At 50.7% G+C, this 24,848-nt stretch carries 22 protein-coding genes, 1 tRNA gene and 1 pseudogene; 16 read left to right on the top strand and 8 right to left on the bottom strand.

The annotated features are described in order from the left end of the window. Nucleotides 1-68: 68 nt before the first annotated feature. The 5 genes from HF685_RS02130 to HF685_RS02110 all read right to left on the bottom strand — a co-directional run bounded on the left by HF685_RS02130 (nt 69) and on the right by HF685_RS02110 (nt 5,386). Entirely contained in the window at nt 69-1,442 is a 1,374-nt protein-coding gene (locus tag HF685_RS02130) for an APC family permease (protein ID WP_168818091.1), read from the bottom strand. 126 nt (nt 1,443-1,568) lie between these two features. After that, complete coding sequence (locus tag HF685_RS02125) at nt 1,569-2,264, bottom strand: aspartate/glutamate racemase family protein (protein WP_211051298.1); 696 nt, start codon at nt 2,262-2,264, stop codon at nt 1,569-1,571. Next, nucleotides 2,264-2,734, bottom strand: a complete 471-nt coding sequence (locus HF685_RS02120) for a RidA family protein (RefSeq protein ID WP_168818090.1) — start codon at nt 2,732-2,734, stop codon at nt 2,264-2,266. The genes HF685_RS02125 and HF685_RS02120 overlap by 1 nt, the downstream gene beginning before the upstream one ends. 120 nt (nt 2,735-2,854) lie before the next feature. Next, nucleotides 2,855-3,940 (bottom strand): M14 family metallopeptidase, encoded by a 1,086-nt coding sequence (locus HF685_RS02115; RefSeq protein WP_168818089.1) that lies wholly within the window; start codon nt 3,938-3,940, stop codon nt 2,855-2,857. 96 nt (nt 3,941-4,036) lie between these two features. After that, nucleotides 4,037-5,386, bottom strand: a complete 1,350-nt coding sequence (locus HF685_RS02110; protein WP_168818088.1) for a CapA family protein — start codon at nt 5,384-5,386, stop codon at nt 4,037-4,039. Between the two features lie 91 nt (nt 5,387-5,477). Between HF685_RS02110 and HF685_RS02105 the strand changes: the two genes are divergently transcribed. The 6 genes and pseudogenes from HF685_RS02105 to mobF all read left to right on the top strand — a co-directional run bounded on the left by HF685_RS02105 (nt 5,478) and on the right by mobF (nt 12,659). Continuing rightward, nucleotides 5,478-5,660, top strand: a complete 183-nt coding sequence (locus tag HF685_RS02105) for a hypothetical protein (protein ID WP_168818087.1) — start codon at nt 5,478-5,480, stop codon at nt 5,658-5,660. A 325-nt stretch (nt 5,661-5,985) separates the two neighbouring features. Then, the gene (locus tag HF685_RS02100) at nt 5,986-7,686 is read left to right on the top strand and encodes an AMP-binding protein (RefSeq protein ID WP_168818086.1); all 1,701 of its coding nucleotides are present in this window, start codon (nt 5,986-5,988) and stop codon (nt 7,684-7,686) included. Nucleotides 7,687-8,028: 342 nt separating this feature from the next. Next, nucleotides 8,029-8,310 (top strand): annotated as a pseudogene (locus HF685_RS02095) (single-stranded DNA-binding protein); the annotation flags it as partial. A 497-nt stretch (nt 8,311-8,807) separates the two neighbouring features. Continuing rightward, on the top strand, nt 8,808-9,098 hold the full coding sequence (locus HF685_RS02090) for a hypothetical protein (RefSeq protein WP_168818084.1): 291 nt from the start codon (nt 8,808-8,810) through the stop codon (nt 9,096-9,098). Further along, nucleotides 9,088-9,780, top strand: coding sequence for a hypothetical protein (locus HF685_RS02085; protein ID WP_168818083.1), 693 nt, complete (start codon nt 9,088-9,090; stop codon nt 9,778-9,780). Before HF685_RS02090 ends, HF685_RS02085 begins: the two co-directional genes overlap by 11 nt. Continuing rightward, nucleotides 9,780-12,659: a MobF family relaxase gene (gene mobF, locus HF685_RS02080; protein WP_168818082.1), complete on the top strand. Its 2,880-nt coding sequence runs from the start codon at nt 9,780-9,782 to the stop codon at nt 12,657-12,659. The genes HF685_RS02085 and mobF overlap by 1 nt, the downstream gene beginning before the upstream one ends. 41 nt (nt 12,660-12,700) lie before the next feature. Here mobF and HF685_RS02075 read toward each other — a convergent pair whose 3' ends face one another. After that, entirely contained in the window at nt 12,701-13,852 is a 1,152-nt protein-coding gene (locus HF685_RS02075; protein ID WP_168818081.1) for a tyrosine-type recombinase/integrase, read from the bottom strand. A gap of 153 nt (nt 13,853-14,005) precedes the next feature. Next, nucleotides 14,006-14,095, bottom strand: a tRNA-Ser gene (locus HF685_RS02070). Nucleotides 14,096-14,314: 219 nt separating this feature from the next. Between HF685_RS02070 and HF685_RS02065 the strand changes: the two genes are divergently transcribed. From HF685_RS02065 to HF685_RS02025, 9 genes are read left to right on the top strand one after another with little or no spacing between them, the layout of a single operon-like run. Then, on the top strand, nt 14,315-15,346 hold the full coding sequence (locus tag HF685_RS02065) for a lytic murein transglycosylase (RefSeq protein WP_168821123.1): 1,032 nt from the start codon (nt 14,315-14,317) through the stop codon (nt 15,344-15,346). Beyond that, nucleotides 15,330-16,316 (top strand): septal ring lytic transglycosylase RlpA family protein, encoded by a 987-nt coding sequence (locus tag HF685_RS02060; RefSeq protein ID WP_168818080.1) that lies wholly within the window; start codon nt 15,330-15,332, stop codon nt 16,314-16,316. Before HF685_RS02065 ends, HF685_RS02060 begins: the two co-directional genes overlap by 17 nt. Before the next feature lie 37 nt (nt 16,317-16,353). Beyond that, a complete protein-coding gene (locus HF685_RS02055) occupies nt 16,354-17,496 on the top strand; it encodes a D-alanyl-D-alanine carboxypeptidase family protein (protein WP_168818079.1) in 1,143 nt (380 codons plus the stop codon). Further along, nucleotides 17,493-18,122, top strand: coding sequence for a dTMP kinase (gene tmk / locus HF685_RS02050; protein ID WP_168818078.1), 630 nt, complete (start codon nt 17,493-17,495; stop codon nt 18,120-18,122). The genes HF685_RS02055 and tmk overlap by 4 nt, the downstream gene beginning before the upstream one ends. 4 nt (nt 18,123-18,126) lie before the next feature. Beyond that, complete coding sequence (locus HF685_RS02045) at nt 18,127-19,143, top strand: AAA family ATPase (RefSeq protein WP_168818077.1); 1,017 nt, start codon at nt 18,127-18,129, stop codon at nt 19,141-19,143. Nucleotides 19,144-19,192: 49 nt separating this feature from the next. Continuing rightward, the gene (gene metG / locus HF685_RS02040; protein WP_168818076.1) at nt 19,193-20,767 is read left to right on the top strand and encodes a methionine--tRNA ligase; all 1,575 of its coding nucleotides are present in this window, start codon (nt 19,193-19,195) and stop codon (nt 20,765-20,767) included. Nucleotides 20,768-20,770: 3 nt separating this feature from the next. Continuing rightward, a complete protein-coding gene (locus HF685_RS02035; protein WP_168818075.1) occupies nt 20,771-21,547 on the top strand; it encodes a TatD family hydrolase in 777 nt (258 codons plus the stop codon). After that, complete coding sequence (locus HF685_RS02030) at nt 21,544-22,308, top strand: MBL fold metallo-hydrolase (RefSeq protein WP_168818074.1); 765 nt, start codon at nt 21,544-21,546, stop codon at nt 22,306-22,308. The genes HF685_RS02035 and HF685_RS02030 overlap by 4 nt, the downstream gene beginning before the upstream one ends. A 4-nt stretch (nt 22,309-22,312) precedes the next feature. Beyond that, on the top strand, nt 22,313-22,924 hold the full coding sequence (locus HF685_RS02025) for a retropepsin-like aspartic protease family protein (protein ID WP_168818073.1): 612 nt from the start codon (nt 22,313-22,315) through the stop codon (nt 22,922-22,924). Nucleotides 22,925-23,023: 99 nt separating this feature from the next. On the opposite strand, the gene HF685_RS02020 is transcribed toward HF685_RS02025, so the two are convergent. Next, on the bottom strand, nt 23,024-23,872 hold the full coding sequence (locus HF685_RS02020) for an XdhC family protein (RefSeq protein WP_246218706.1): 849 nt from the start codon (nt 23,870-23,872) through the stop codon (nt 23,024-23,026). Between the two features lie 237 nt (nt 23,873-24,109). On the opposite strand from HF685_RS02020, the gene mazG reads away from it, so the two are divergent. Continuing rightward, nucleotides 24,110-24,844 (top strand): nucleoside triphosphate pyrophosphohydrolase, encoded by a 735-nt coding sequence (mazG, locus tag HF685_RS02015; protein WP_246218705.1) that lies wholly within the window; start codon nt 24,110-24,112, stop codon nt 24,842-24,844. Nucleotides 24,845-24,848: the final 4 nt, after the last annotated feature.

Genomic DNA, 24,848 nt, shown 5'->3' with positions numbered 1-24,848 from the left:
TCACATCGGCCAGAAAGCTGGTGAGGCCGAAGTGCCGACTGGACAGACCTGCTGCGGCCCGAGATCTGTCACCTGTCACTGAGAGGCATATTTTGTTCCTGAGACTGTGCAATAGTTTCTTCGATATATCCCATCACCGAGTTCTCCATGTCGATACCGCGCCCTTTCAGGTAATTCTTACGCAGCAAATAATAGGTAGTTCCAAACAGTAAAAACAAACCGAATAACACGGAAGATTTTGGATTACTTTGTAGGCCAATGACGATAAAAAGACTTGAGAAAACGATAAGACCCACGGCGAAAAATACTCGCCAGAAGGAGCTGAGTCTAAATTCCAAATTTGATAATCTGCGGGGCATTATCTTCGGTAAGCGGAGTGTCGCTATTCCGAGCAAAATCTGACTAAGCATGAGGACTACTACAACAAGCGTTGCGTATTCAGATATTTGGGCTCCCATCAATACAGAAATAACTGAAGTCACTGTCAGCAGAGCCACCGCGTAAGAAGGCTCGCCGTGCTTCTTTGAGAGTGTTGACAATATTTCAGGAAAAATCCGCACCCGGGATAATACATAAACATCCCGGGAATAAGCCAGTAGCAATCCGTTTATTGTGGTGGCGGCGGCAGCCAGAACAGCGCAGGGAATTATATCTTTGGCCCAGTCCGGAAAGATTTTCCCCGCGACGGTAGCAACCGGCGCATCAATATTGGCGAGCAGCTGCCAGGGAATGCTACCAACGATTGTCAGCGACACGGCCGAATAGCACAGCCAGACTAACAGGAAACTGATCAGCAATCCCAGCGGGATTGTCCGGGAAGGGTTTTTGATTTCCCCGCCGATATCGATAATCATTAAAAATCCGGCATAGGAAAAAAAGGCCGGAACCGCTGCCATCAAAACTGGTCCGAAACCATTCGGGGTAAAGGGAACAAGAAGATCGGTATCAATCTGAGCTATACCCACAACAGAAAAAACCAGAACCGAAGTCACAAAAGTAATTACCATCAATGTCTGTGCTTTGACGGAAGCGACAGCGCCAAAAAGGTTTATGCCGCCAAAAAACAGAACGATCATCACTGCAACCAGTGTCTTGTTCCTTCCGGGCAAAAGAACTTCCAAATATTCGGCGAAACCATGAGCCACGAACGCAACTCCCATCGACGCGCCGGCAATAATTGCCCAGATCATCAGAAAACCTAAAAAAGGTGAGGTCATTTTTGTCGAATAAACAAAACTGGCGCCGCTAACTGGAACGATTCCGCTTACGAAGGCGCCAATAATGCAGGAGAATGCGACTAAGATTGAAGCTAAAGCATATGAGATAATAACGCCGGGACCGGCGGTTGCTGCCAGTTCCCCTGGAAGAATGAAAATTCCTGCACCGACAACAAAGCCAACCAGAGTAGCCACCACCCCCCACAACCCGATTGTCCGTTGCATATTTCAATTCCTATTCAGGTGCCGATTGCTTCGCGTGTGAAGTCTCAATCAAGGATATTTAAGTGACTGACAAATCCAGAGGTGAGGGCATCTCACATCCAAGTGAGAGCCCCGTCGACGATAGGTCTAGTCAGACAGCGCCATGTCAAGTGCGGCCAGCGCCAACAAACGGGTTGAATCGAGCGTGGGTAATGATGAGTTATCGTCATTGATAATCAGGGGAATTTCGGTGCAACCCAGCACTGCCGCCTGACACCCCTCGTGTTTGTACCTGTCGATTACCTGCTGGTAGTAAGCTATTGATTGCGGCACAAATTTCCCGGAGAGCAGTTCTTCCCAAACAATGCGATCCAGTTCGGCAACCTCCTCATCCGTGGGTGTCACACACTCTATACCCACTGCTGACATGGCGCGCTGGTAGATCGTCCCGCGCATGGTAAAGCGGGTTCCCAGTACAAGAACCTTGGCATAGTTGTGCTGCTTCGCGACGTCGGCAACGACATCACAGATATGTAGGTACGGCAAGGGAATTCGGTCCCTCACCAGATCCACGCCATGATGTATTGTATTGTCCGGGCACAGCGCGAAATCGGCACCAATGCTCTTCAATTTCTCCACTGATTCGATGAGTTTTTTGCCTCCCTCCTCCCAATCAACACGTCCTCCCGCCAAATATTGCATATAGTCCTGCAAATTAAAGGTGTGCAGGGTCACTTCTGGGTGCACAAATCCCCCCAATCTAATCCGACCCTCTTCGACAATTGTCCGATAGCACAAGGCGGCACCCTCTGCAGAACAGCCAACCAAGCCAATGTGTTTCATTATAGAGGCTCCCCGATCTCAAAAATGCATTCGATTTCAACTGGTATATTGCCTGGCAGTGCGTTGGTGCCGACGGCACTTCGTGCAGCGACACCTTTCTCTTCGCCAAAAATCTCAGCAAACAGCTCACTACAGCCGTTTATGACTGCCGGATGTTGTGTAAAATCGCTGGTGCAGTTTACGAAGCCCAACAACTTAACAACCTGATTGATCCGGTCGAGAGAGCCCAAGTGCGATTTTAAGGTGGCGAGGATTGCAAGTCCGGTTTGACGGGCGGCATCATAGCCGTCCTCTTGTGATAGGTCATCGCCCACACGCCCGATAAAAAATGAGCCATCAGATTTTTGCGGGCCATGACCGGATAAAAAGGCCAGATTTCCCCGGATTAAAATCGGTTTGTAGACCCCAAATGGAGGCGGAACAGGAGGCAGTTCAAGTTTAAGTTCCTGCAGTTTCTGCTCGGCTGACATACGATTTGCTCCTCATACAGTTTATATTCTGTGGACTATTTATAGTGATTTCTGGCCGATTGCCTGATGCGGTCGTTCTTTGTTGCAGTGTCTGCGCCATGTTTGTGGTTGCGTGGGTCACTACAGCCCGCCAGCGAGCCCGCGCGCGGCCTGATGACTGGCCTCGATGGCCTGCTCAACCAACTGCTGTTTCCATTCGTCGGTATCAACATAAAAGGCCGCCAGCACCTGTTGCTTGATGGCATCCGCCTTCACCGGGTCCGGGTCGGTCTGACGGATCAGCCATTGATCGGCACGCAATGCATCCAAGACCTCGGGCATCGGCACGGTACCAAATTCAAGCACCATAGCGGTGACTTCAGCACCGGGAATTTCTTCATCAAGCGCGCCACACAGGTAACCGGAAACTTTGGCCGACGACGAACTCCCGTCAGCCACCGAGGTGACGTTCCCCCACCAGGCCTTTACCCGGGCATGGGCGCGGTCATCTTGAGGCGCAACAATGCGTTCGCCATGCCCGCAAGGGCCCAGGCCGGTGTGCAAATCGATGATCGCCGCTTGGGTACAGCCGGCCGCATGGGTGCGCAGCACATGGCGGAATGTCTGGTTGCTCCAGGTCGGTTGATTGCCGCAAAAGAACAAGCCATCCGGATGACTGCGCTGCCCGCCAGTGACCGCTTGGATCAGTGCCGCCATATCGTTTGCGGCGATCCAGGTCGCCATCTGCTCGTCTGCCTGTGCATCGGGCCAATTGGCTGGTACGATAAAGTCAGCGATTTCGGGGTATCGAAACCCTTCATTGGTTATCGACGAATCCGAGAAATCAAGAAAATTCCGATTGAGATCGACATTCTCGTGAGTCCAGCGGTGGTACCAGGAAAAGCCCCAGGGATTGACGCCGTGTACATAAAGTATCGACACGCCGGACGCCGTTGCAAGCGCGTGAAATTCAGGATCATCCATCAGCGCGAGTTGGATGCCCGAACCACTAAAACCCTCTAACCCGTGAGTGCCGCTAGTAATTATTAGCATGTGTTGCGACCCGGCCGGACCAAGACGCGCGACATCCATAGCCAGTTCCTCGCCTTCGCGTCCGCGCAGCGGATGTAGGTGACTTTCCACTGACAGCTGCGCTTTCGTCGCTTGGTCCAGAAAACGCTGCCGTTGCAGTGCGTAGTTCGAAGAAAAGTAGCTTGTGGTGTTCATGTGATCTCCATGGAGGTTGGTCGGTCTTGGGATTCTGTTTGGCGGGCTACCATGAGCTTTTACATTCATGTTTCTAGCAGGGTACATTGATAAGAGTTAATTCATCACCTGCATTTTCTCTAAACCATCTTCTAAGTATTGATCACCGAAGACTACTTTGGCAGTTTCGTTAATTTCACCAACATACTTACGCGTGCCTTCATCTAATTCGAGCCGATTGAGCCTACCTAAAGGAATTAATAATCCCCTGGTCGTGCCCTCCCTTTGCTCAACGAAGACAGTTGGTGTTGCAGCGAGTTCGGTAATTAATGCTTTTCCGTCTACTTGCCTCGCAACCGTGAAGTTTGCGATGTAACTTAACGCAGTATGTGCAGATCCGCCAGGAGGTGTTAAGTTACCTAAGCTATAGAATACGGGAACTTTTTTAGAGTCGGCGGTGGTCAGTAATTCAAAAGGTTGGATGACATGGGGATGATGGCCAATAATAACATCTGCTCCTGCATCAGCAAAGGCCTGAGCCCATTCACGTTGCGCGGGTTGAGGGAACAATTCATGTTCCAACCCCCAGTGCAGTGCGACAAAGACTAATTCACATTCAGCCTTTGCCTGCTTTATCTGTGAAATAATTTTTGAGATATCCGGGTTATCTCCGGTATGGAAATCGGTCAGATCGACCAACCATTCTTTTCCTGTCGGGAATTTTTTGCCATTAACACCAAAAGTATGGTTGATAAAACCAACTTTCACATCACCAATATTTCTAGTAAAGATCTGTTTGCTCGACTCTTCTGATTCATAAGCGCCAATAAAGCCAATACCGTCTTCCTTTAATGCATCAAAAGTTAATTGAATACCATCTCCTCCACAATCAAGAATGTGGTTATTGGCTAATTCAACGATATCGTATTGCCTATCTTGGTGAGAAACTAGTGTTCTATACTCCGATCTTGTTATATTGATTTTTGGGGTCTCATCCAAATTCTTAAAGGACAGGTTTTCAATTTCCCGATCAGTAATAGTTGATTCCAAGTTAGCAAATTTAAAATCTGCACCAAATATGTGGTTATCAACTTCGCTATACAAAAAGTCTTTTGAATCATTGATGTGCTTAGCCATCATCAAGTCACCGGAAGTACTGACTCTGTAAGCAGCCTTGACATCTACCCCTTCATTTACTTTTAAATATGTTTTTTCGAATGGCTTGAAAGTTTTCTCTAATTCTGAACCTTCAAATGGCTTATTTATAGCCTTCGCTGCCTTGAAAAGCGAATATGCTAGGAAATTTATATCTTTGACATTAAATTTAATATCAACTGCATATTCCCACTCTTTATTGATAACAGCTTCATCAATTCGTGAATAAATTGCTTTTTGCACATCTGCTGGCAAATGGTCAGCAATATGATAAAAATCTCTTGGCAAATCCACGGGAAAAATATTCTTCATCTTGCTAATCCTGTCCACCCATCCGGATGACGGATTGAATCTTTCGCACAATTGAGAGGAGCGGCGGCTCTGAAAACGCCGTGCATTGCGGATGAGAATGGAACCCCCGGGGCTCGTTGAAGCCGACAGGAACCGGGACCCGGCGCGGATCGTCGTGATTGCAGGTTCGACCCAAGGCGAACGGTTCACGGGCTGGCCAACAATGGGCAGCACGATCAGCGTAAATGCCAATGCTCTCTGGGATCGGACCAACCGACAGCGAATGTTGACGTGACATTTGAGCTCTCCTTTCAGCGACAGCGGGCACCGCAAAGGCGCGTGCTGCCAGTTGCCCCGCCAGTCGGCCATGGCCGCTCTCCAGTTTTGACTTTAAATATACCGTAGTATAATTTAAGGGGTGGGGCAAGCGATTTTGATCGGAGCGACAGACCATCGAACATCGGCGCTTGCAACATCGCAAGCTGGCCGCCTAACATCAACATATAAACGAGGCCCGCGCTCCGCTAAACTACGCTCCGATCCGCGCAATATGTTTTAACGACGGACAACAGGCAAAAGGTGCGATCAAGGAACTCATCACAAAGGTAGGGAAATAGACCATGCTGAAAGACGCGCAACTAGCGCACGCGGTGGGCCCAAGATCGCCCGAACTTCTGGGTTTGACGATCCCGCAGGCGCTGGGCGCAGCGGTAAAAAAATGGAGCGATTACGAATCTGTCGTTTCTGTTCATCAAGGCATTCGTTGGACTTACGCGGAGCTTGCCAAGAAGGCCGAAGCTCTGGCGGCTGGACTATTGAAGATTGGCATTGAAAAGGGCGATCGGGTTGGCATCTGGGCTCCCAACATTGCCCAATGGACGCTTACCCAATTTGCCACCGCAAAAATCGGTGCCATTCTGGTCAATGTGAACCCGGCTTACCGTTTGTCGGAACTGGAATTCGCTCTGCACAACGTCGGGATCAAGGCTGTCGTCTGCCCGGCATCTTACAAGACCAGCATGTATGCAGAGATGATGGAAACGCTGGCTCCGGAAATCGTATCTGGAAATGCAGACACTGATTTGGACTGCGCAAAACTGCCCGATCTAAAGCGCGTTATTCTGATAGATGAGACGCCGAGGGCTGGATGGAATTCCATCGCTGGGCTGATGGAGTGCTCCACTGCAGAATTGGTGCATCGGGTTAACAAGATTGAAGCTGCTCTGAGCGCTGATGAGCCGATCAATATTCAATTTACGTCCGGTACAACAGGTCTTCCCAAAGGCGCAACACTGACCCATCGCAACATCCTCAACAATGGCTATTTCGTCGGGTTGAATATCGGCTTGGTAGCAGGCGATCGCCTTTGCATTCCCGTGCCGCTCTATCATTGCTTTGGCATGGTTATGGGAAATCTCGCCTGCCTCGTCCACGGTGCCGCGATGGTTTATCCCGCCGAGACATTCGATCCCGGCGCAACATTGGCGGCGATCGAAAAGGAAAAATGCACCGGGCTCTATGGCGTCCCGACCATGTTCATCGCTCAGCTTGCCCATCCTGACATTAAGGCTGTCGATCTCAGTTCGCTGCGCACCGGCTGTATGGCGGGCTCACCATGCCCTGTCGAGGTGATGAAGCAAGTGGTCGAAACCATGAATATGGTCGATGTGACCATCGCCTATGGTATGACCGAAACCTCGCCTGTCAGCTTTCAATCAACTCCGGACGATCCGATTTCTTTGAGGGTCGCGACCATTGGCCGTGTACTTCCTCATTTGGAATGCAAGATCGTTGACGAAGCAGGCGCAACCGTTCCGCCGGGGACGCCGGGTGAGCTGTGCACCAGAGGATATTCGGTCATGCTCGGCTATTGGGGAGATGAAGACAAAACAGCTGCCGTACTCGATGAAGATGGCTGGATGCACACAGGTGACTTGGCCACCATTGACGCCGCCGGCTACGGAAACATTGTTGGCCGGATCAAGGATATGATCATCCGCGGCGGAGAGAATATCTATCCGTTGGAGATCGAGGAGTTCTTCTTCACCCATCCGGACATCGAAGACGCGACAGTTTTTGGCGTTCCGGATGAAAAATATGGTGAGGAAGTTTGCCTCTGGGTCCGAATTCGCGAGGGTGCGACGATACCCCCGGACGAGATAAGTGAATTCTGCAAGGGTCAAATCGCGCATTACAAAATCCCGCGCTATATCGAGATCGTCGATGAGTTTCCAATGACTGTGACGGGCAAAATCCGTAAAGTGGAAATGCGCGGGATCATGTCCAGGAAATTGGGATTGGTCGCTTCCGAGACTGCATAAGTTAGCGATAGCTCGCTTGCACTTACCGAGAAAAACCAGCCCGATCACACAGGAACCGCCGAGCACAGCAAATAGCGGTAGCTCACATGTACACCCGGCGCTCAAAACTCAATGTAAGCGGAAAACAGGGTATTCTAGTCAAATAATGCTATGAAGTGAATGTCTCACCAGTCACCCGATGTTACACATGCGGGGTTTTCTTCATTGTCATTCGGTGCAGTCCAGACCCCAACCGGACCTTTCGGGGCTTAGTCGAAGCCTGTCCTGAGCGCCTGCCTTGCAGGCAGTCGAAGGGGGATGGTCCCTTGGACTAACCAAATAGCTTCGAAAGGTACTTCAATTATGAAAAACACAGTCACACTCGTCGGCTTCGTAGAAAACGATCCAGAAGTTCGCGAAACAAAATCAGATGCAACCATTACAAACATCTCACTCGCTACAACGCGGTCTTACAAGGACAGTGAAGGCGAACGCCAGCAAGATACCGAGTGGCACCGGATTACCTGCTTCAACGGCATTGGAAAATGCGTTTCCGAACATGTCACCAAAGGAGCCATGATAATGGTTACAGGACGTATCCATTATACCAAGTGGACAGACGATGAAAACGTTACCCGCTATGGCTGAGAGATCACCGCCGAGCAGGTTGATTTTCTCTCCAAAGCGAAAGCAAAATCCACCGACTAATCGCAATCAACATTACGATATCTCAAGGCCCGGTAGCGTTCGCTGCCGGGCCTTTTTTTCTGTTAGGCCTATTGGGCAATACTGACGAGTGTCTGGTCTGCCCGACCAGATACAGGTTTTCTTTCGATCATTAGCTTCAAATATATCGTTGAGAGTACGAGCCTGTGAACTGGTTCTAACGCCATGCATCGGGAACGGGAGAGCACACCTTACCCGTGGAACGGTCGGTTTCCGGAAGTTAAATCATTGATATTCAATAAAATATTTCGAATCACTCCTTTGCGGCTTTTATGACCATTGGTCAGCATGGTCACCATTGGTGATCATTGATGGCAAGGGTTTGAATAACCTAGCAAATATCCACTTTCCTACAGCCTCATGTTCTTTGTATGTTCTGCTTTCGAGGGGATGAGAATATACGGAGATTATCTTTCATGCCCCAACGCTATCACCTTGCCTGTTATGTCAGCGAGGATATTTTTGAACAATTCCAAGCCCACGCTAAATCCCGGCATATGACCGTGACCGGATTGCTGCGTAAACTTGTTACATCGGAACTGGATGGCGCGACCTTGCTTCCGCCTGCCGAAACCGAACGCAATCTGCTTTTCATCGCCCGCGCGCTCGATGGATTGCTCGAAGCTCATCCCGACAAGACATTACGCAACCGGATTGTGGCAGCGTGGAATGAGGAAATATCCGAGGGCTTTTCTCATGAGCTATGATCCCTGGGAAGTAAATTCCCGGCAGGGCCGGTTCTCCCAATATCTTCCGGACTTTCTCCAGAAGAAAGTTAGTCAGTGGGCAGTGTTGATGCTCGTTGCAGCTTGCATCAACTGGCAATTGTCCGAGCGAATGAGTGAGCAGCAATATTATTTTGTGCTGCTATATCTGAGGGCACATATATCGATGTTTATCGGGCTTGATCCGGTTGGAAATATCAGCGTAAGTTCCCCCGACGGCAGCGTCGATGTTACGCGCCTGGGGATCACAGAACATCATTATTTTACCGGTTCATGGGCGCGATTTTGTGACGCCATTTTGAGCGGCATTGGCATGGCATTTTTCTATACTGCCTTAGCCGTGACGCTATCGTTAGCGAACAAATATATTGAGAAATCGGCACAAAAACGACAACAGGCGCTCGATGAAATTGATCGCCAAGTCGCACTTGAGAAAGAACGAGAACGATTGCGTTGGGAAAAGCCAAAACCAGCCCCCACGCCGCCGATTGAAACTCTTGAAACGGATGTCACAAACGAATTTGCATCGCCGCAAGTAGAGTTGCTTACCGAACTGCTTGACGAACCTGAAGACGAAGATTCGAGCCCGGAACCGCCGCCCGAAGAACCACCCATTGCCAAACCGCTTCGCTTGCCGGGCCGCATCTACCGGGACGATGATTAGTGCTTTCCGTAGCATCGGTTCGATCAGCTGGCGGCGCTGCAAATTATTTTGCAGCGGATAATTATTACACCAAGGATCAGGCTTCTGGAGAATGGTTTGGCAAGGGCGCTGAAGAGCTCGGTTTGACCGGCAAAATAGATGCCGCGCAGTTTGAAGCATTGCTCAAAGGTGAGCTTCCGGATGGCGGCCGGGTGGGCCGGGAAGGCATTCACAGGGCCGGGATTGATTTGGCCTTTTCGATGCCCAAAAGCTGGTCGCTGATTGCGCTGGTTGGCGGTGATAAACGGATTGTTGAAGCCTACACCGAGTCGGTCAAATCGACCCTTGCCTGGGCAGAGCAGAACGCGGCGCAGGCGCGTATCCAGATAGACGGGCATGAGAAACTGGTTCCCACTGGCAATCTCGCCATCGGCCTGTTCGAGCATGACACAAGCCGAGCACAGGAACCCCAGGCCCATGTTCATGCGGTTGTCGCCAATGTCACCCAGATGCCCGATGGCGAATGGCGGGCGCTACGCAATGACAAGCTGTGGTCCTTGAACACCTTGTTCAACAGCATGACGATGGCCGCGTTCCGCGAGAAGATCGAAAAACTTGGTTATGAGGTCGGTGATCGGTCCAAACATGGCAATTTTGAAGCGGCGGGTTTTACCCGCAATGCGATCATGGCATTTAGCACGCGCCGCCAGCAGATATTGGAAAAAGTGAGTCAGCTCAGTTCGCGTTCGCCAGAAGCTTTTCAGGCGGCAACCTTGATGACGCGCGAGGACAAAGCGCCGGTTGAGGATCGCGCTGCACTGTATGAAAGCTGGAAAGAAACAGCGAGAGAGGTTGGCCTCGATTTGCCCGGAGTATTAGATGCGGCCAAACAACGCGCAGAGCATGAACCGGGATTGGCGGAGCGCTGGCATAAAAGCCTGAAAGGGGTTGTTGGGTATGCCCGTGATCTTGCAAATAGTTTTGCTGAAAGCCTTGGATTGAGATTATCCGATCCGTATCTACCTAAGTCGTTTCCGGACAAATCACCGTCCCAGATCGCCGCCGCTTGTGCGGTGGCGTCGGCGATCCGCCACCTGGAGCAGCGAGAGGCAGGCTTTGCGCGAACGGATGTATTGAAAGCCGCGCTGGATACCGGACTGCCCACGACCATTGGGCAGGTGGAACAAGCTGTTCAACGGCAGGTGCAAAACAAGGATCTCGTGGTCGGCCACGATCGTGCCTCCACGATGATGACTACGAAGGGGGCTATTAAGATTGAGCAGCGCATATTGGACGGTGTTGACCTTGGTAGATCAGCAACCAATCCGATCCTGAATGCTGATATCACAGCTGAGCACCTCCAAACTCTTGCCAGTGACAAATCCGGTATTAAACTCAATCCAGGCCAGGAAAGCGCAGGCCGGTTGCTGTTGGGATCATCTGACCGCACCATTGTTATTCAGGGTGTTGCGGGCGCGGGCAAATCGACATTGCTGGAACCGGCGGCAAGATTGCTGGAACAGGATGGTCGGCAGGTCATTGGTCTGGCGGTCCAGAACACGCTGGTGCAGATGCTGAAGCGTGATCTCCATATCGAAGCGCAGACTGTTTATCGCTTCCTGAAAGAATATGCGCCGGTGACAGAAGATACGGCCAGCCCCAAAGTTATTGAAGAAGCCAAGGCCACGTTAAAAGACAGCGTCATTCTGGTGGACGAGGCATCCATGCTCCCCAATCATGATCAGCTTAAATTGATTGAGATTGCCAACAAGATTGAGATTGATCGCCTGGTCTTTGTTGGCGATAAAAAGCAGCTTGGCGCGGTCGATGCTGGCAAGCCGTTCGATCTTGTCCAGAAATCGGGCATCTCCACCGCCCATATGGACGAGAATATCCGTGCACGGACGGATATGGTCCGAGCAGCAGCCAATGCGGCACAGCGCGGCGAGGTTGATAAAGCTATGAAAGCGCTGGGCGGAAATATTGTAGAAACCGACAAAGGCGCTGCTGTTGCCGGGGCCGAACAATGGCTATCGCTGCCCAAGGAAGAACGGGACCGCACTGCGATCTTCGCGTCAGGGCGGCGATTACGGGATGGCGTGAATCTGGAAGTGCAGAAGGGATTGTTGGCAGATGGCCGTCTTGGGAAAAGCAGCGTTACATTGAGCGCGCTGGACCGGATCAATTTGACCGACGAGCAATTGCGCTATTCACATGAGTATAAGCCGGGGCATGTGGTGGAATTTGTCAAAAGCATCCGAACCCAGAAACTACCACGTGGTTTACATACAGTAACTCGTACTGACTGGAGAGACCGGGTCATATTGCGCGGGGATGACGGAAGGGAGCGGAAGTTCAAGCCTGCGTCCGTCCAGAACAAGGGTGATAACCGGATTGCGCTTTATGAACCAAAAGAGAAGATGATCCACGAGAATGACAAGATACGCTGGACGGCCAATGATCACGAGCGCGGATTGCTCAATGCGGATCGCGCCATTGTTACCGGAATTACCAAGACAGGCGTCGAGGTTGAAACTTCCACCGGAACACGCCTGACCTTGCCGCATGGCGATCCGATGTTGAAGCGGATTGATCTGGCCTACGCTCTTAACGCCCATATGGCGCAGGGTCTGACCGCAGACAAAGCCATTGTGGTTATGGAAGCGCAGGATACGAAACTGCTCACCCAGCAGAACTTTTTAGTGTCAATTACGCGGGTGCGGGATACTTTGACGCTCGTTGTTGATCAAAAAGATCGTGTAACGCATAAGCTGTCCCTGGAAACAGGCGAGAAAACGTCTGCGCTTGAGGTTGCAGGAAACGATACCGCCAAAGCAGAAAAACGCCGCGAACCTGAAATAGAGATCAGCAAGTCTATCGATTTTGGAATGAGTCTATAGAAAGCCGATATGCCGCAGTGGACTCCGGTATCAGACTACCATCAGGCCGTTCCCAAACAAAATTGCTCCCAATCGCGCATCAGATCACGCCTCTTTTCAAGGTAATTAGTACGGCGATATGCTGCTTCAACCTTGTTAGTCACCGCATGAGCGAGCGCCGCCTCCGCAACCTCTCCGGGATAGCTGGTCTGTTCTGCTGCCCAGTCGCGGAACGAGGACCGGAAGCCGTGAACTGTATAAGGTAGATCAGCCACACGTAGCACCTTTAGTAGCGTCATGTCCGACAATGGTCGCTTCACATTTTTGCCCGGAAAGATCAGATTGCTGACCGGTGCGAAATAGGGCTGCACACGCTGCAAAACATCCAATGTGCTATCGGTCAGCGGGATGGCATGCGTCTTGCCCATTTTCATTCGCTGTGCAGGAATTGTCCACAGTCGATTGCCGAGATCAATTTCATCCATCTTTGCTCCGCGTACTTCACCGGAACGGGTTGCCGTGAGGATCAGAAACTCCAGCGCGAGGCGGCTAACATTTTCTTTGGAACGCAGATGACTGATAAAAGCAGGCACCTCCGCATAGGGCATTGCCGCGAAATGACCGTCCTTTTTTGGTTGCTTGGGAAGACCGCGACTGATGGAGCGCAACGGCGCTTCCGAAGTACGAAAACCATTGGCGTAGGACCAGTCCAAAACCACCCCAATTCGCTGTTTGACCCTTCGTGCTGTTTCCGGTTTTTCGAGCCAGATCGGCGACAGCACATCGCAAATGACCGGGCCTTCAATATCATTGACCAAACGGTTTCCAATCTTGGGAAACACATATCTTTCCAGCGTCCTGATCCACTGCTTTTGATGCTTGCCGTTCTTCCAGCCTTTGCGATGTTCCTTATGGACGAGGATCGCCGCATCCTTGAATGTAGGAATGACCCGCTTTGCCTTTTGGCGCTCGGCGACAGGATCAAGACCGTTTTGAATGTCTTTTCGAACCTGATGTACGGCATCGCGCGCTTCGGCAAGCGTCACCAGAGATATCGAACCAAGTCCAATGTCCCTTCTTCTTCCGTTAATCTGTGTGCGTATCAACCAATAGCCCTTGCCGGGAGCCGTAAGATTGAGAATCAGGCCATCTCCGTCGCCATAGCGTCCAGGCTCTTTCAAGTTGCGGATTTTCATTACCGTTAGCTTCGTCATTCCATACCATCCATTCTACTCCCACACTTGCTCCCACACTTGGTGTGGGATTGTGGGGAACATTATAAGAACATCTGAAAATCACGCAAGTCAAAAAACCAAGTAATTACATTGCTTTAAAAGACAATGCGGGACTTTCAGGGATGATATAGCTGGCGGACAGGGTGGGATTCGAACCCACGGAGAGCTTGCACCCTCGCCGGTTTTCAAGACCGGTTCATTCGACCACTCTGACACCTGTCCGCATAGCCGAACGCGTCCTAGCGTCCTCTTTTTAAAAGCGCAAAGTTTTTCCGCCGAAGTTAGGGTTTGATCGATATTTTTCGGCTATCCTCCGCAATCTGCCTACCACTTGTAACCTTATCAGGTGAGCGGTTGTTCTCCTGCGATAATTGGAGATTCCCCTTGGAGTCAGTTTGTGCGACAACGATTTTTCAGAAGGGAAATTTGTCCATGCGTTTTATGACAGCAATTGCTTGTAGTGCTATTGCATTTTTTGCCGTGCCCTCCGCTTCCGATCACGGAAGCGCGATTGCGCAATCCAGTTCTGGCTTTCAGGGCTATCTTCAGGAGGTTCGTCAAAAATCTTTACAGCAGGGGGTGAGTGCACGAACGCTCGACCGTATACTTCCAAGTCTGACTTATAATCCGCGCGTGATCCAGCTTGATCAATCCCAGCCTGGCGGTGCGCCCAATTCAGCAATCCCGCCATTTGCGCCTTATCAGCGCCGGCATATTACGACAGAACGCATTCAAAACGGAAAAAAAGCCTATCAGCGGCTGCTAACGAAGCTGGTTGATGTTGAGCGCGAAACAGGTGTGCCGGGCCACATCATCATGGCGATTTACGGCAAGGAAACGAATTACGGCAGCTATACCGGCGATTTCGATATCCCGCGATCACTGGCGACACTGGCTTACGAAGGTCGGCGACGGGCGTTGTTTGAGGGAGAACTGTTGGCGGCGCTGAAGATGATTGACAATGGCGTATCCGAGTCAGCCATGACGGGAAGTTGGGCAGGGGCAATGGGGAAACCGCAATTTTTGCCCTCTGTCTATATCAAGCTGGCCAAGGATGGCAGCGGCGACGGTTATGCAGACATTTGGAATAATGAATATGATGCAGTAGCATCGATAGCCAATTATTTTGTCAATGCCGGATGGCGGCGCGGCGAAACATGGGGCGTTGCGGTTCGCGTGCCATCATCTCTTGATCGCGACGCAATCAGGAATAAAACCAAGGCGACCCGCTGTCCGCGTGTTCATGAGCGCCATAGTCAATGGAAAACAATGGCCGAATGGAGAGCGCTGGGCGTTGTACCCGCAACAGGGAGACAACTTGGCGACAGTAGCCTTGCAACATTGCTTGAACCGGATGGGCAGGGGAATACAGCCTATCTCTTGACGAGCAATTACAGGGCAATACTGGATTATAATTGCTCAAATTTTTACGGGTTAGCAGTGGGGTTATTGGCCGATGAAATACGCAGTTAAACTATTATCGGCAGGCTCAGCATCTCTGTTGCTTGCCAGTTGTGGCACTGTTGACGGTGTGAATGATAATGTCGACACTCGCCGTCCACCGGCACAAACATATGGGACGGTGGCTGACTTTCCACAGAAAATCGGAGAGCCTTATCAAGTCGCCGGTACAACCTACACGCCGCAGGATGTAAGCAGCTATGATGAAGTCGGTTATGCGAGCTGGTATGGTCAGGAGTTGTCGGGTAATTCCACAGCCAATGGTGAAGCGTTTAATCCGGAAGGCATTACGGCCGCTCATAAAACCTTGCCTCTTCCAACTTATGTTGAGGTCACCGCTCTGGATACTGGTCGCACCATATTGGTCAGGGTGAATGATCGCGGACCGTTTGCCAATGATCGCATACTTGATTTGTCACATGGTGCCGCCAAGCAGCTTGGTATCGATCAGCAAGGCGTTGCCGGCATTCGTGTTCGCAAGGTTAATCCTAATGAACAGGAACGCGAGGTTTTGCGGGCAGGTGGCGCTGCATCAGAACGGATTGCAACGCCGGATTCGTTGCTGTCGATATTGCGTAATAATCTCGCAAAATTACCAAGGCCCGCAGCGGCTGTCCGCCAAGCCTCTGCGCCTGTAGCCTCGCCACCACCGCGCCAGCCAGCCTCTGGCAACAGGCAAGGCCGTTTTATAGTGGAGGGCGCCGGTGTCGGTCGCCCCGCTATTGCTGAAAACAGCGTCGGTAACAATTATGTTGGCGCCGGCCCCGGTACTTATGTTGTACAAGTTGCAGCGTTTAGCGACAAAAGCCGGGCCAATGCCATGGCCAAAAAAATTGGCGCCAGAGTGATGCCGGATGGGACCCGCAAAATATGGCGCGTGCGCTATGGGCCTTATGATAGCACGAAAGAAGCAGAAGCAGGACTCGCACAAGCAAAGGGTCGCGGCTATAGCGGCGCTCAAATCTTGCGCGGCGACCAATAGCCGACAGCTACAACACTTTCAGGAAACCGGGACTTTAATGAACAAAATCAAATGGATCGCTCTGCCAATTGCGGCAATGTCTACCGCGCTGATCGCTGCACCCAAATATGAAACCGAAGCTCCGATTGCCTATATCAAGGATTTGTCATCCGGCGCGGTTCTGTTTGAGAAAAATGCAGACAGAAAAATCCCGCCTGCCTCCATGGCAAAAATGATGACTGTCTATGTTGCGTTTGATCTGATCGATAAAGGCAAGCTCAAACTGGATGACAAGTTTCGCGTAGACGAAGAAACTTGGAAGAAATGGAATAATCAGGGATCGACGATGTTCCTGCCGGTCGGTGATATGGTCAGTGTCCGCGATTTGCTCCACGGGATCGTCACGCTTTCGGGAAATGACGCTTGCGTGGTGCTGGCAGAAGGCATCGCAGGAACCGAGGACGCGTTTGTTGGTCTGATGAACAAGCGCGCCAATGACCTCGGCATGACCAATAGCCGATTTGGCAACAGCAATGGATGGCCTGATGAGGGTCGAACAGTTGTCACCGCCCGGGACTTAGGGACTTTGGGTTCTGAAACCTACAATAAATTTCCCAAGCTTTATCGTGAATTTTACGGACAGAAAGAATTCACCTGGAATGGCATCACGCAGCCCAACCGTAACCCTCTTATTGGCAAGGTTGCAGGATCTGATGGCCTAAAAACGGGGCATACGGAAGAAGCAGGCTACGGATTTGCCGGATCCGCAGAACAGAAAGGGCGGCGGCTTGTTTCAGTTTTGGCCGGCCTCGACAGCTATGGCGGCCGGATCACGGAGAGCGTCAAATTCATGAACTGGGGTTTCAATGCATGGGAACCCAAAGCGCTTTTCAAAAAGGGCACGAAAATTCAAACCGCTGATGTACAACTTGGCGATAGTTCGACGGTTTCGCTAGTTGCGCCAAAGGATTTATTTGTCACTTTGCCTAAAGGGTCTGAGGCGAAAATCACGACCAAGGTTCGTTATAACGGCCCCATAAAGGCACCCTTTGCAAAGGGCCAGGAGATAGCGCAGTTGGTCGTAACCACATCGGAAACAGGTGAGCAGATTGTTCCACTTGTTGCCGGTGAAGCAGTGGGGACGGCGGGTTTTTTTGATCGCGTCTGGGCCGGTTTCAAATCGATACTTGGTATGGCGTGACGAACGGACGGTTCATAAGTCTGGAAGGCGGCGAAGGCACCGGCAAATCTACACAGGCCAAAGCTCTAGGAGCTGCGTTGGAGGCTAGAGGGCTAACGGCCCATCTCACCCGCGAACCGGGCGGTACACCGGGAGCGGAGACAATCCGTCAGCTATTGCTCTCTGGCCATGATGATAAATGGAATATGCGCACCGAGGCAATGCTGTTTGCTGCGGCTCGAGCCGAACATTGCGCCACCTTGATCAAGCCCGCGATTGCGCGCGGAGACTGGGTTATTTGCGACCGGTTTATTGACAGCAGCCGTGCTTACCAAACAGTGAGCGGCGTTCTTGGCGATGATGATATCATGAAAATCCATCAAGTGGGCAGCGACGGGTTTATGCCGGACAGAACTTTTATTCTGGATTTACCAGAGGATATCGCAGCCCGGCGTGCCAATGCTCGAGACCGCGGCGATAGCGACCGGATTGGCGGACGCGACAGCGGTTATCACAGTGCGGTCATGGCGAATTTTCGGCGATATGCGACGGAGGAGCCTACTAGAGTGAAACTGATTGACGCTTCTGCTGCTCCAGACGCCATCACTAGTGCGTTACTCGATAATCTAGCAGATCTCTTGAGTTGACTGCATGACGTCATTTCTCGGTCACGAAAAGCAACAGCGGATTTTCCGCCAGGCCTTTGACAAATCTACGCTGCATCACGCCTGGATACTCGCTGGCGACCAAGGCTTGGGGAAAGCTGGGTTTGCGGAACAGGCAGCGAAATTTTTGCTCGACGCCAACCATGATCCCGATCATTTTTCAAAGCAGGTTGATAACCAGACCAGCCACTTGATGGCAGCAGGGTCACATCCTGATTTCCGGATTTTGAAACGCGGTCCGAAAGGTGACAAGGAAGAGAAAAAAGCGCGCGATCACGGTTTGGATTCTCTTGAAGAACAAGAGCTTGCCAGAAACATTAAAATTGCTCAAGTTCGATTGTTGCAGCCGCTTTTTAACAGTCAGCCATCGATCTCGAGCTACCGGGTTGTCGTTATTGATGCGATTGATGATCTGGAGCGGAGCGGCGCAAACGCTTTGCTCAAAAACCTCGAAGAACCGCCGAAAAATACCATTTTCCTTTTGGTGAGCCACACACCCGAGAGATTGTTGCCAACCATCCGGTCGCGCTGCCAGGTTTTGCGCTTTGATCCACTTGATGATGAGCAGATGCAGCAACTATTGCGAGAAAAAGCGCCGAAACTTGACGAGGTTGAAATTGCTGCGCTGGTCGCTGCGGGCGAGGGATCGCCGGGGCGGGCTCTGCGATTTGTCGATGCAGGACTTGCAGAGCTGGATGATATTGCAAAAGCCATCATGCGATCGGGTGACAATAATAACGCCTTGAAAACTGATCTTGCGCGTAAATTATCCCTGAAAGCCGCAACGCCACGCTATCAGGCCTTCATTGAGCGTGTACCAAATCTTATGGCACAGCATATCAAATCTTCCGATCAGTCAGATAAAATCCGCCAGATAGACTGTTGGCGAGAGGCCAGTGATTTGGCAGCCATGGCGGTTCCCAAAGCGCTGGATAGCCAGTCCGTGGTTTTCAGACTTTCCAGTCTGATGGGCTCTCTTGCTCAAAGCGACAGGCGCGCATAAAGAGACGTTGCGCCTATTTGCAGGTTCCATCCAATCAAAATGAGTCTTCATGACCAAACCTTATTACATCACCACGGCCATCAGCTATCCTAACGGACCACCGCATATCGGGCATGCCTATGAAGTGATTGCAACCGACGCCATAGCTCGCTTCCACAGGTTGATGGGCCGCGATGTCCGGTTTCAAACCGGTACGGACGAGCATGGTCTCAAAATGGCCCAGGCAGCGGAGAAACGAGGTATCGCCCCTCAACAACTGGCGGACGAAATGTCGATTCAATTTATAGGGATGTGCGATAAACTTAATATTTCACATGATCGTTTCATTCGAACCACCGAAGCTGATCACCATGCCGCGAGCCAAGCTATTTGGCAGGCAATGGAAACCAATGGTGATCTCTATCTCGACAAATATGAAGGTTGGTATTCAGTTCGTGACGAAGCCTATTATGATGAAAGTGAGCTGATCGAGGCAGAAGGTAAGGGCGGATCAAAAGAAAGACTCTCTCCCCAAGGCACCCCGGTGGAATGGACTGTGGAGGAGAGTTGGTTTTTCCGATTGTCCAAATATCAGGAACCGCTCCTGAAAATTTTCCGCGAAACGCCAGAGTTTTTGCAGCCGGAAAGTCGCCGGAACGAGATGATTAAATTTGTTGAAGGCGGACTGCGGGATTTATCGATGTCCCGTACCAGCTTTGACTGGGGCGTGAAAGTTCCCGGCAGTGACAAACATGTCATGTACGTCTGGATTGATGCCTTAACCAACTATCTGACAGGCCTGGGTTATCCTGAGCAAACCGATCTTTATCCCAAGTTTTGGAGTAAAGGGGGCGATATAGTCCATGTTATCGGTAAGGATATCGTGCGCTTCCACACTGTTTATTGGCCTGCTTTTCTGATGAGCGCGAAACTGCCGTTGCCGAAACATGTTTACGGTCATGGTTTCGTCTTGAACCGGGGCGTCAAAATGTCAAAGTCGGTTGGCAATGTGGTTGATCCGATCAATTTAGCGGAAACATTTGGCGTTGATCAATTGCGATATTTCCTTCTGTCGGATGTCGTTTTCGGCAAGGATGGAACCTATTCACCGGAAATGATTGTTACCAAGACCAACGCTGACTTAGCCAATAATTTTGGTAATCTGGCGCAGCGCAGCCTCTCCATGATCGCCAAGAATTGTGATGGAAAAATTCCTGCGCCCGGAACAAAAACCGACGCTGATGAACAGCTTATCACCGATCTTCAAGCAGCGTTCGAGGAAATCCAGCAGCTGATGCAGGATAGCAACGTACCCATTCATGCAGCCATTGACCTGATCCGCGAACGTCTGAGCGCGACCAACCAATATTTTGCCGATTCCGCCCCATGGGCTTTGCGCAAAACCGATCCGGAGCGTGCAGATACAGTGTTATATTACACAGCTGAAGCCATCCGTCGGCTTGCGATCATGTTGCAATGGGTTATTCCGGAAAGTTGCGCGAAAATGCTGGATATGCTTTCGCAGCAGCGCGACAATCGCGGTTTTGCTCATTTTGATACTAATATTCAGGTAGGCCTGGATATTCCTGCGCCAACGGCGGTTTTCCCGCGGCTAGAAGTTCCTGCTTCAGAAGGTGAGGGGTAGCACATGCTGGTCGATAGTCATTGTCACCTCAACTATGCCGGTCTGGTCGAAGAACAAGATGCAGTCCTCGATCGCGCCCGTAATAGCGGCGTTACCGCGATGCTCAACATTTCCACGCGCGAACGCGAATGGCGGGATATTGTGGCGACCGCAGAACGAGAAAGTGACGTCTGGGCCAGCATCGGCATTCATCCGCATGAAGCAGACGCGCATCCAGATATTGATCTGTCCAAACTGATTGACGAAGCTGAGCACGAAAGGGTGGTTGCTATCGGCGAGACCGGGCTGGATTACTATTATGATAGAAGTGATCGCGACCGGCAGCGGCAGAGCTTCCGGACGCATATTCACGCCGCGCGTGAAACCGGCCTACCTATCATAGTCCACACACGCGATGCCGAAGATGACACGGCTGGAATAATGGCGGAAGAGATGGAGCAGGGCGCCTATACCGGCGTGATCCATTGTTTCACTGCGAGTGAAGGTTTCGCCCATAAGGCGCTCGATCTTGGGCTTTTTATTTCGATCTCAGGTATCGTGACATTCAAAAATGCCAAGGATTTGCAAACCACAGCAGCAAAACTGCCATCAGACAAGCTCCTGGTGGAAACCGATGCACCATTTCTGGCTCCCGTGCCGCATCGCGGCAAAACGGGGGAGCCTGCTTTCGTCGCCGACACCGCCCGTTTTCTTGCGGAATTACGCGGCGAAACCTACGATGATCTTTGCCAGACTACAGCTCAGAATTTCTACAAGCTGTTCAGCAAAGCGTACCCGTGAAGTTCACAATATTAGGATGCGGAACATCATCAGGCGTTCCCCGCATTGGCAATGATTGGGGCGATTGTGACCCTGAAGAACCAAAGAACCGGCGGACTCGTGTATCGATTCTCGTCGAAAGCCCGACAACCCGCATATTGGTGGACACGTCGCCGGACATGCGCGCGCAGTTTCTAGCCAATGCAATAGACTATGTGGACGCAGTAATCTGGACGCATGATCACGCAGATCATTGTCATGGTATTGATGATCTGCGTCAGGTTTTCCATGCAAAGCGTGAACCCATTCCCAGTTACGCGCGACCATTTGCTCTTAAGAGCCTGAAAAATCGATTTTCCTATGCATTTGCGGGCCACGAATATTATCCATCGATTTGTGACGGCCGCGAACTCGGGGATGTCCAAAAAATTGGAGACATCACCGTCAAAACCGTCGATCAACCCCACGGTGGAATAACGTCAGCGGGCCTCCGCTTTGAACACGCCGATTGCTCAATTTGCTATGCAACGGATTTCGGCGAAGCAACCGACGAGATGCGAAAATTGTACGCACAATGCGATGTGTTCATTGTTGATGCTCTGCGGGAAAAACCACATCCCACGCATGCGCATCTGGATATGACGATAGATCTCATCGATCAGGTAAAGCCTGCGTTCAGTCTGCTTACCCATATGGATAAGTCGATGGATTATCGGCAACTTCGGGCGCGATTGCCAAACCATATTGCACCAGCATATGATGGTTATACTCTAGAGCTTTAGTTTTATGACAGAAGACCAAAACCTTAATCTTATTTGGGCCGCTGGAGCACTTATTCTGGTCGCGAGCGCCTTATTTTCGCGACGTATTGGTCTGGGCGAAATCGTTCGTACAGCGCTCAGCTGGGTCGCCATCTTTGCTATCGTACTGGTTGTTTTCTCGTATCAAAATGAAATTCTGGCAGTATGGAATCGTGTGACCGGCGATCTGACTGGAGCGAATGAGCAGCAGATTGTTGGCAGTACCTTGAAGATTCGTCGATCTGCGGATGGACATTATTGGGCAAATGCCGAAGTAAATGGGCACGCCATCCGTTTCCTGATCGATAGCGGCGCTACCACGACGGCAATGACCTTGAAAACTGCGCAGTCATCAAACGTGGAAATTGATGGTGGCGGTTTTCCAACTTATCTGACCACAGCTAATGGCACGGTAGAGGCCCAGCGCGCGACAATTGAAGAACTCAAAGTCGGTCCAATGATTGCAAAAGATTTGCCGATTGTAGTGGCGGAAGAATTTGGCGAATCCAATGTGATCGGCATGAATTTTCTATCACAAATGAAAAGCTGGCGCGTCGAAGGGGATGAGATGATTTTGGAACCACCTGTGGTAGAGTGATATATAATTTAACATAATATATATTATCAATCTTATTCATCTCGAAACGCGACATGCAAATCGACCGTAATTTGAGGCCCCTGCTCTCAATATCCAAGATCACAACTTTCTAAAATCTTGGGAAACATATGTCCTCAAGACTTCAGCAATTGTAGACACCGCTAACGTATCCGGATCTCTTGAGGAATGGAAAAGACCAATAGGTGCATTTATGGTTTGAAGTTGTTCCGGTTCAACGCCAAACTCTGCAAGAGTTTTTAACCGGTTAGCATGAGCTTTTTTTCCGCCCATTGCTCCGATATAAAAATGCGGTTGTCCGAGCGCCCTCACCATCAATGCCGCTTCCCAATCATGGTCATGAAACATGAAAATAAACGCGGTCCACGAGTCTCCATGAACATGCTCAATATCTTGCGGTGTTTTCAATGTTCTCGAAGGAATATTTTTGGTTTTGATCAGGTCTGAGAGATCAGGGTCGCTAGTTATCACTTCAACGTCCATGTCCATTGTTTTAGCCAGTTGGGCGAGGCTCAACACTCCAGCTCCATGTCCGATAATAACAAGTCTCGGCGATGGCCAATGGCCAACACAGATGTGCCTATTTTCAATTTTCGTTTCAGTCGGTTGCCAATATGGCAAAAGTCTAGGCAGTTGTTTGTCCAGCGGAAGCGAGAGAGATAATGGCGCGCGCTTCGACAATTGCTCTACAATTTTACCACAAAATTCAATGTCATCCAACGGATTAAAAAGAACATCGAGACCGCCACCACACGGCAGCTTTATGTCGAGATAGGACGAACCGGAACCAAAGCGTACGATCCGAGGACACAGCGCTGCAAGCACGTCCTGAGCTTCGGCAACCACTGCATTCTCAATGCATCCGCCAGATAGTGATCCGATAAATTCTCCATCTTCACAAATCCCCATATGGGCGCCAGGATCACGCATCGAGGAGCCATCGACCGCCGCTACGGTTACCAATACGCACCGTTTTTCCTGCCTCAATTTGTCCAGCAAAAACCGGAATATGCGCCGATTATCCATAGGTCTTTTTTAGACGGTGTTGTCTCAGATAGCCATAACGATATATGTCATATTATATTGTGCTTGCCACCATGACGCCAGATAGCCATCAATTGCCTTCGCGGAATACTCAAGCCAAATTGACGCAATATGGAGCCTGTATTGATAGACCCTCTTCTCAAAATAATGGATCAATTGCGCGATCCGGAAATGGGATGCGATTGGGACAAGGTGCAAACCTTTGAAACAATCGCGCCCTACACCATCGAAGAAGCCTATGAGGTCGCTGACGCAATCAAACGTGGCGATTTGGATGCCTTAAAGGATGAGCTCGGCGATCTTCTTCTGCAAGTCGTGTTTCATAGTAAAATTGCCTCTGATGGTGGGCATTTTTCCTTTGAAAATGTCGTAGCCGGGATATGCGAGAAGATGGAGAGGCGACATCCCCATATTTTTGGAGAAGATAAGAATAGCCCGGGCTGGGAAGCACTCAAAGCCGATGAACGAGCAAATTCCGGTGCGACAAGCGCTCTGGATGGTGTTGCAGTAGCTCTTCCGGCATTATTGCGCGCGCAAAAAATCCAGAAAAGAGCCGCTCGCGTTGGATTTGACTGGCCCGATATTGGACCGGTAAAAGCAAAGCTACTGGAAGAACTGCACGAAGTCGAGTCTGCGGAGACACAAGAGCAGATTCATGAGGAAATTGGCGACCTGCTCTTTTCGACGGTCAACCTGGCGCGCCACTATGGCGTCGATTCTGAACAGGCTTTGGCTGATGCTACTCGGAAATTTACAACGCGTTTCCAGAACGTGGAAAAAAAGGCGAAAGACCCGCTTGAGACAATGCCGCTGGACGAGATGGAAACCTTATGGCAGTCGGTGAAATCAGAAGAATAGCTAA

Source organism: Parasphingorhabdus halotolerans (genome assembly GCF_012516475.1).
Taxonomy (GTDB): Bacteria; Pseudomonadota; Alphaproteobacteria; order Sphingomonadales; family Sphingomonadaceae; genus Parasphingorhabdus; species Parasphingorhabdus halotolerans.
The sequence above is the reverse complement of the archived record's forward strand: the minus strand, read 5'-3'. Positions and strand labels throughout refer to the sequence as shown.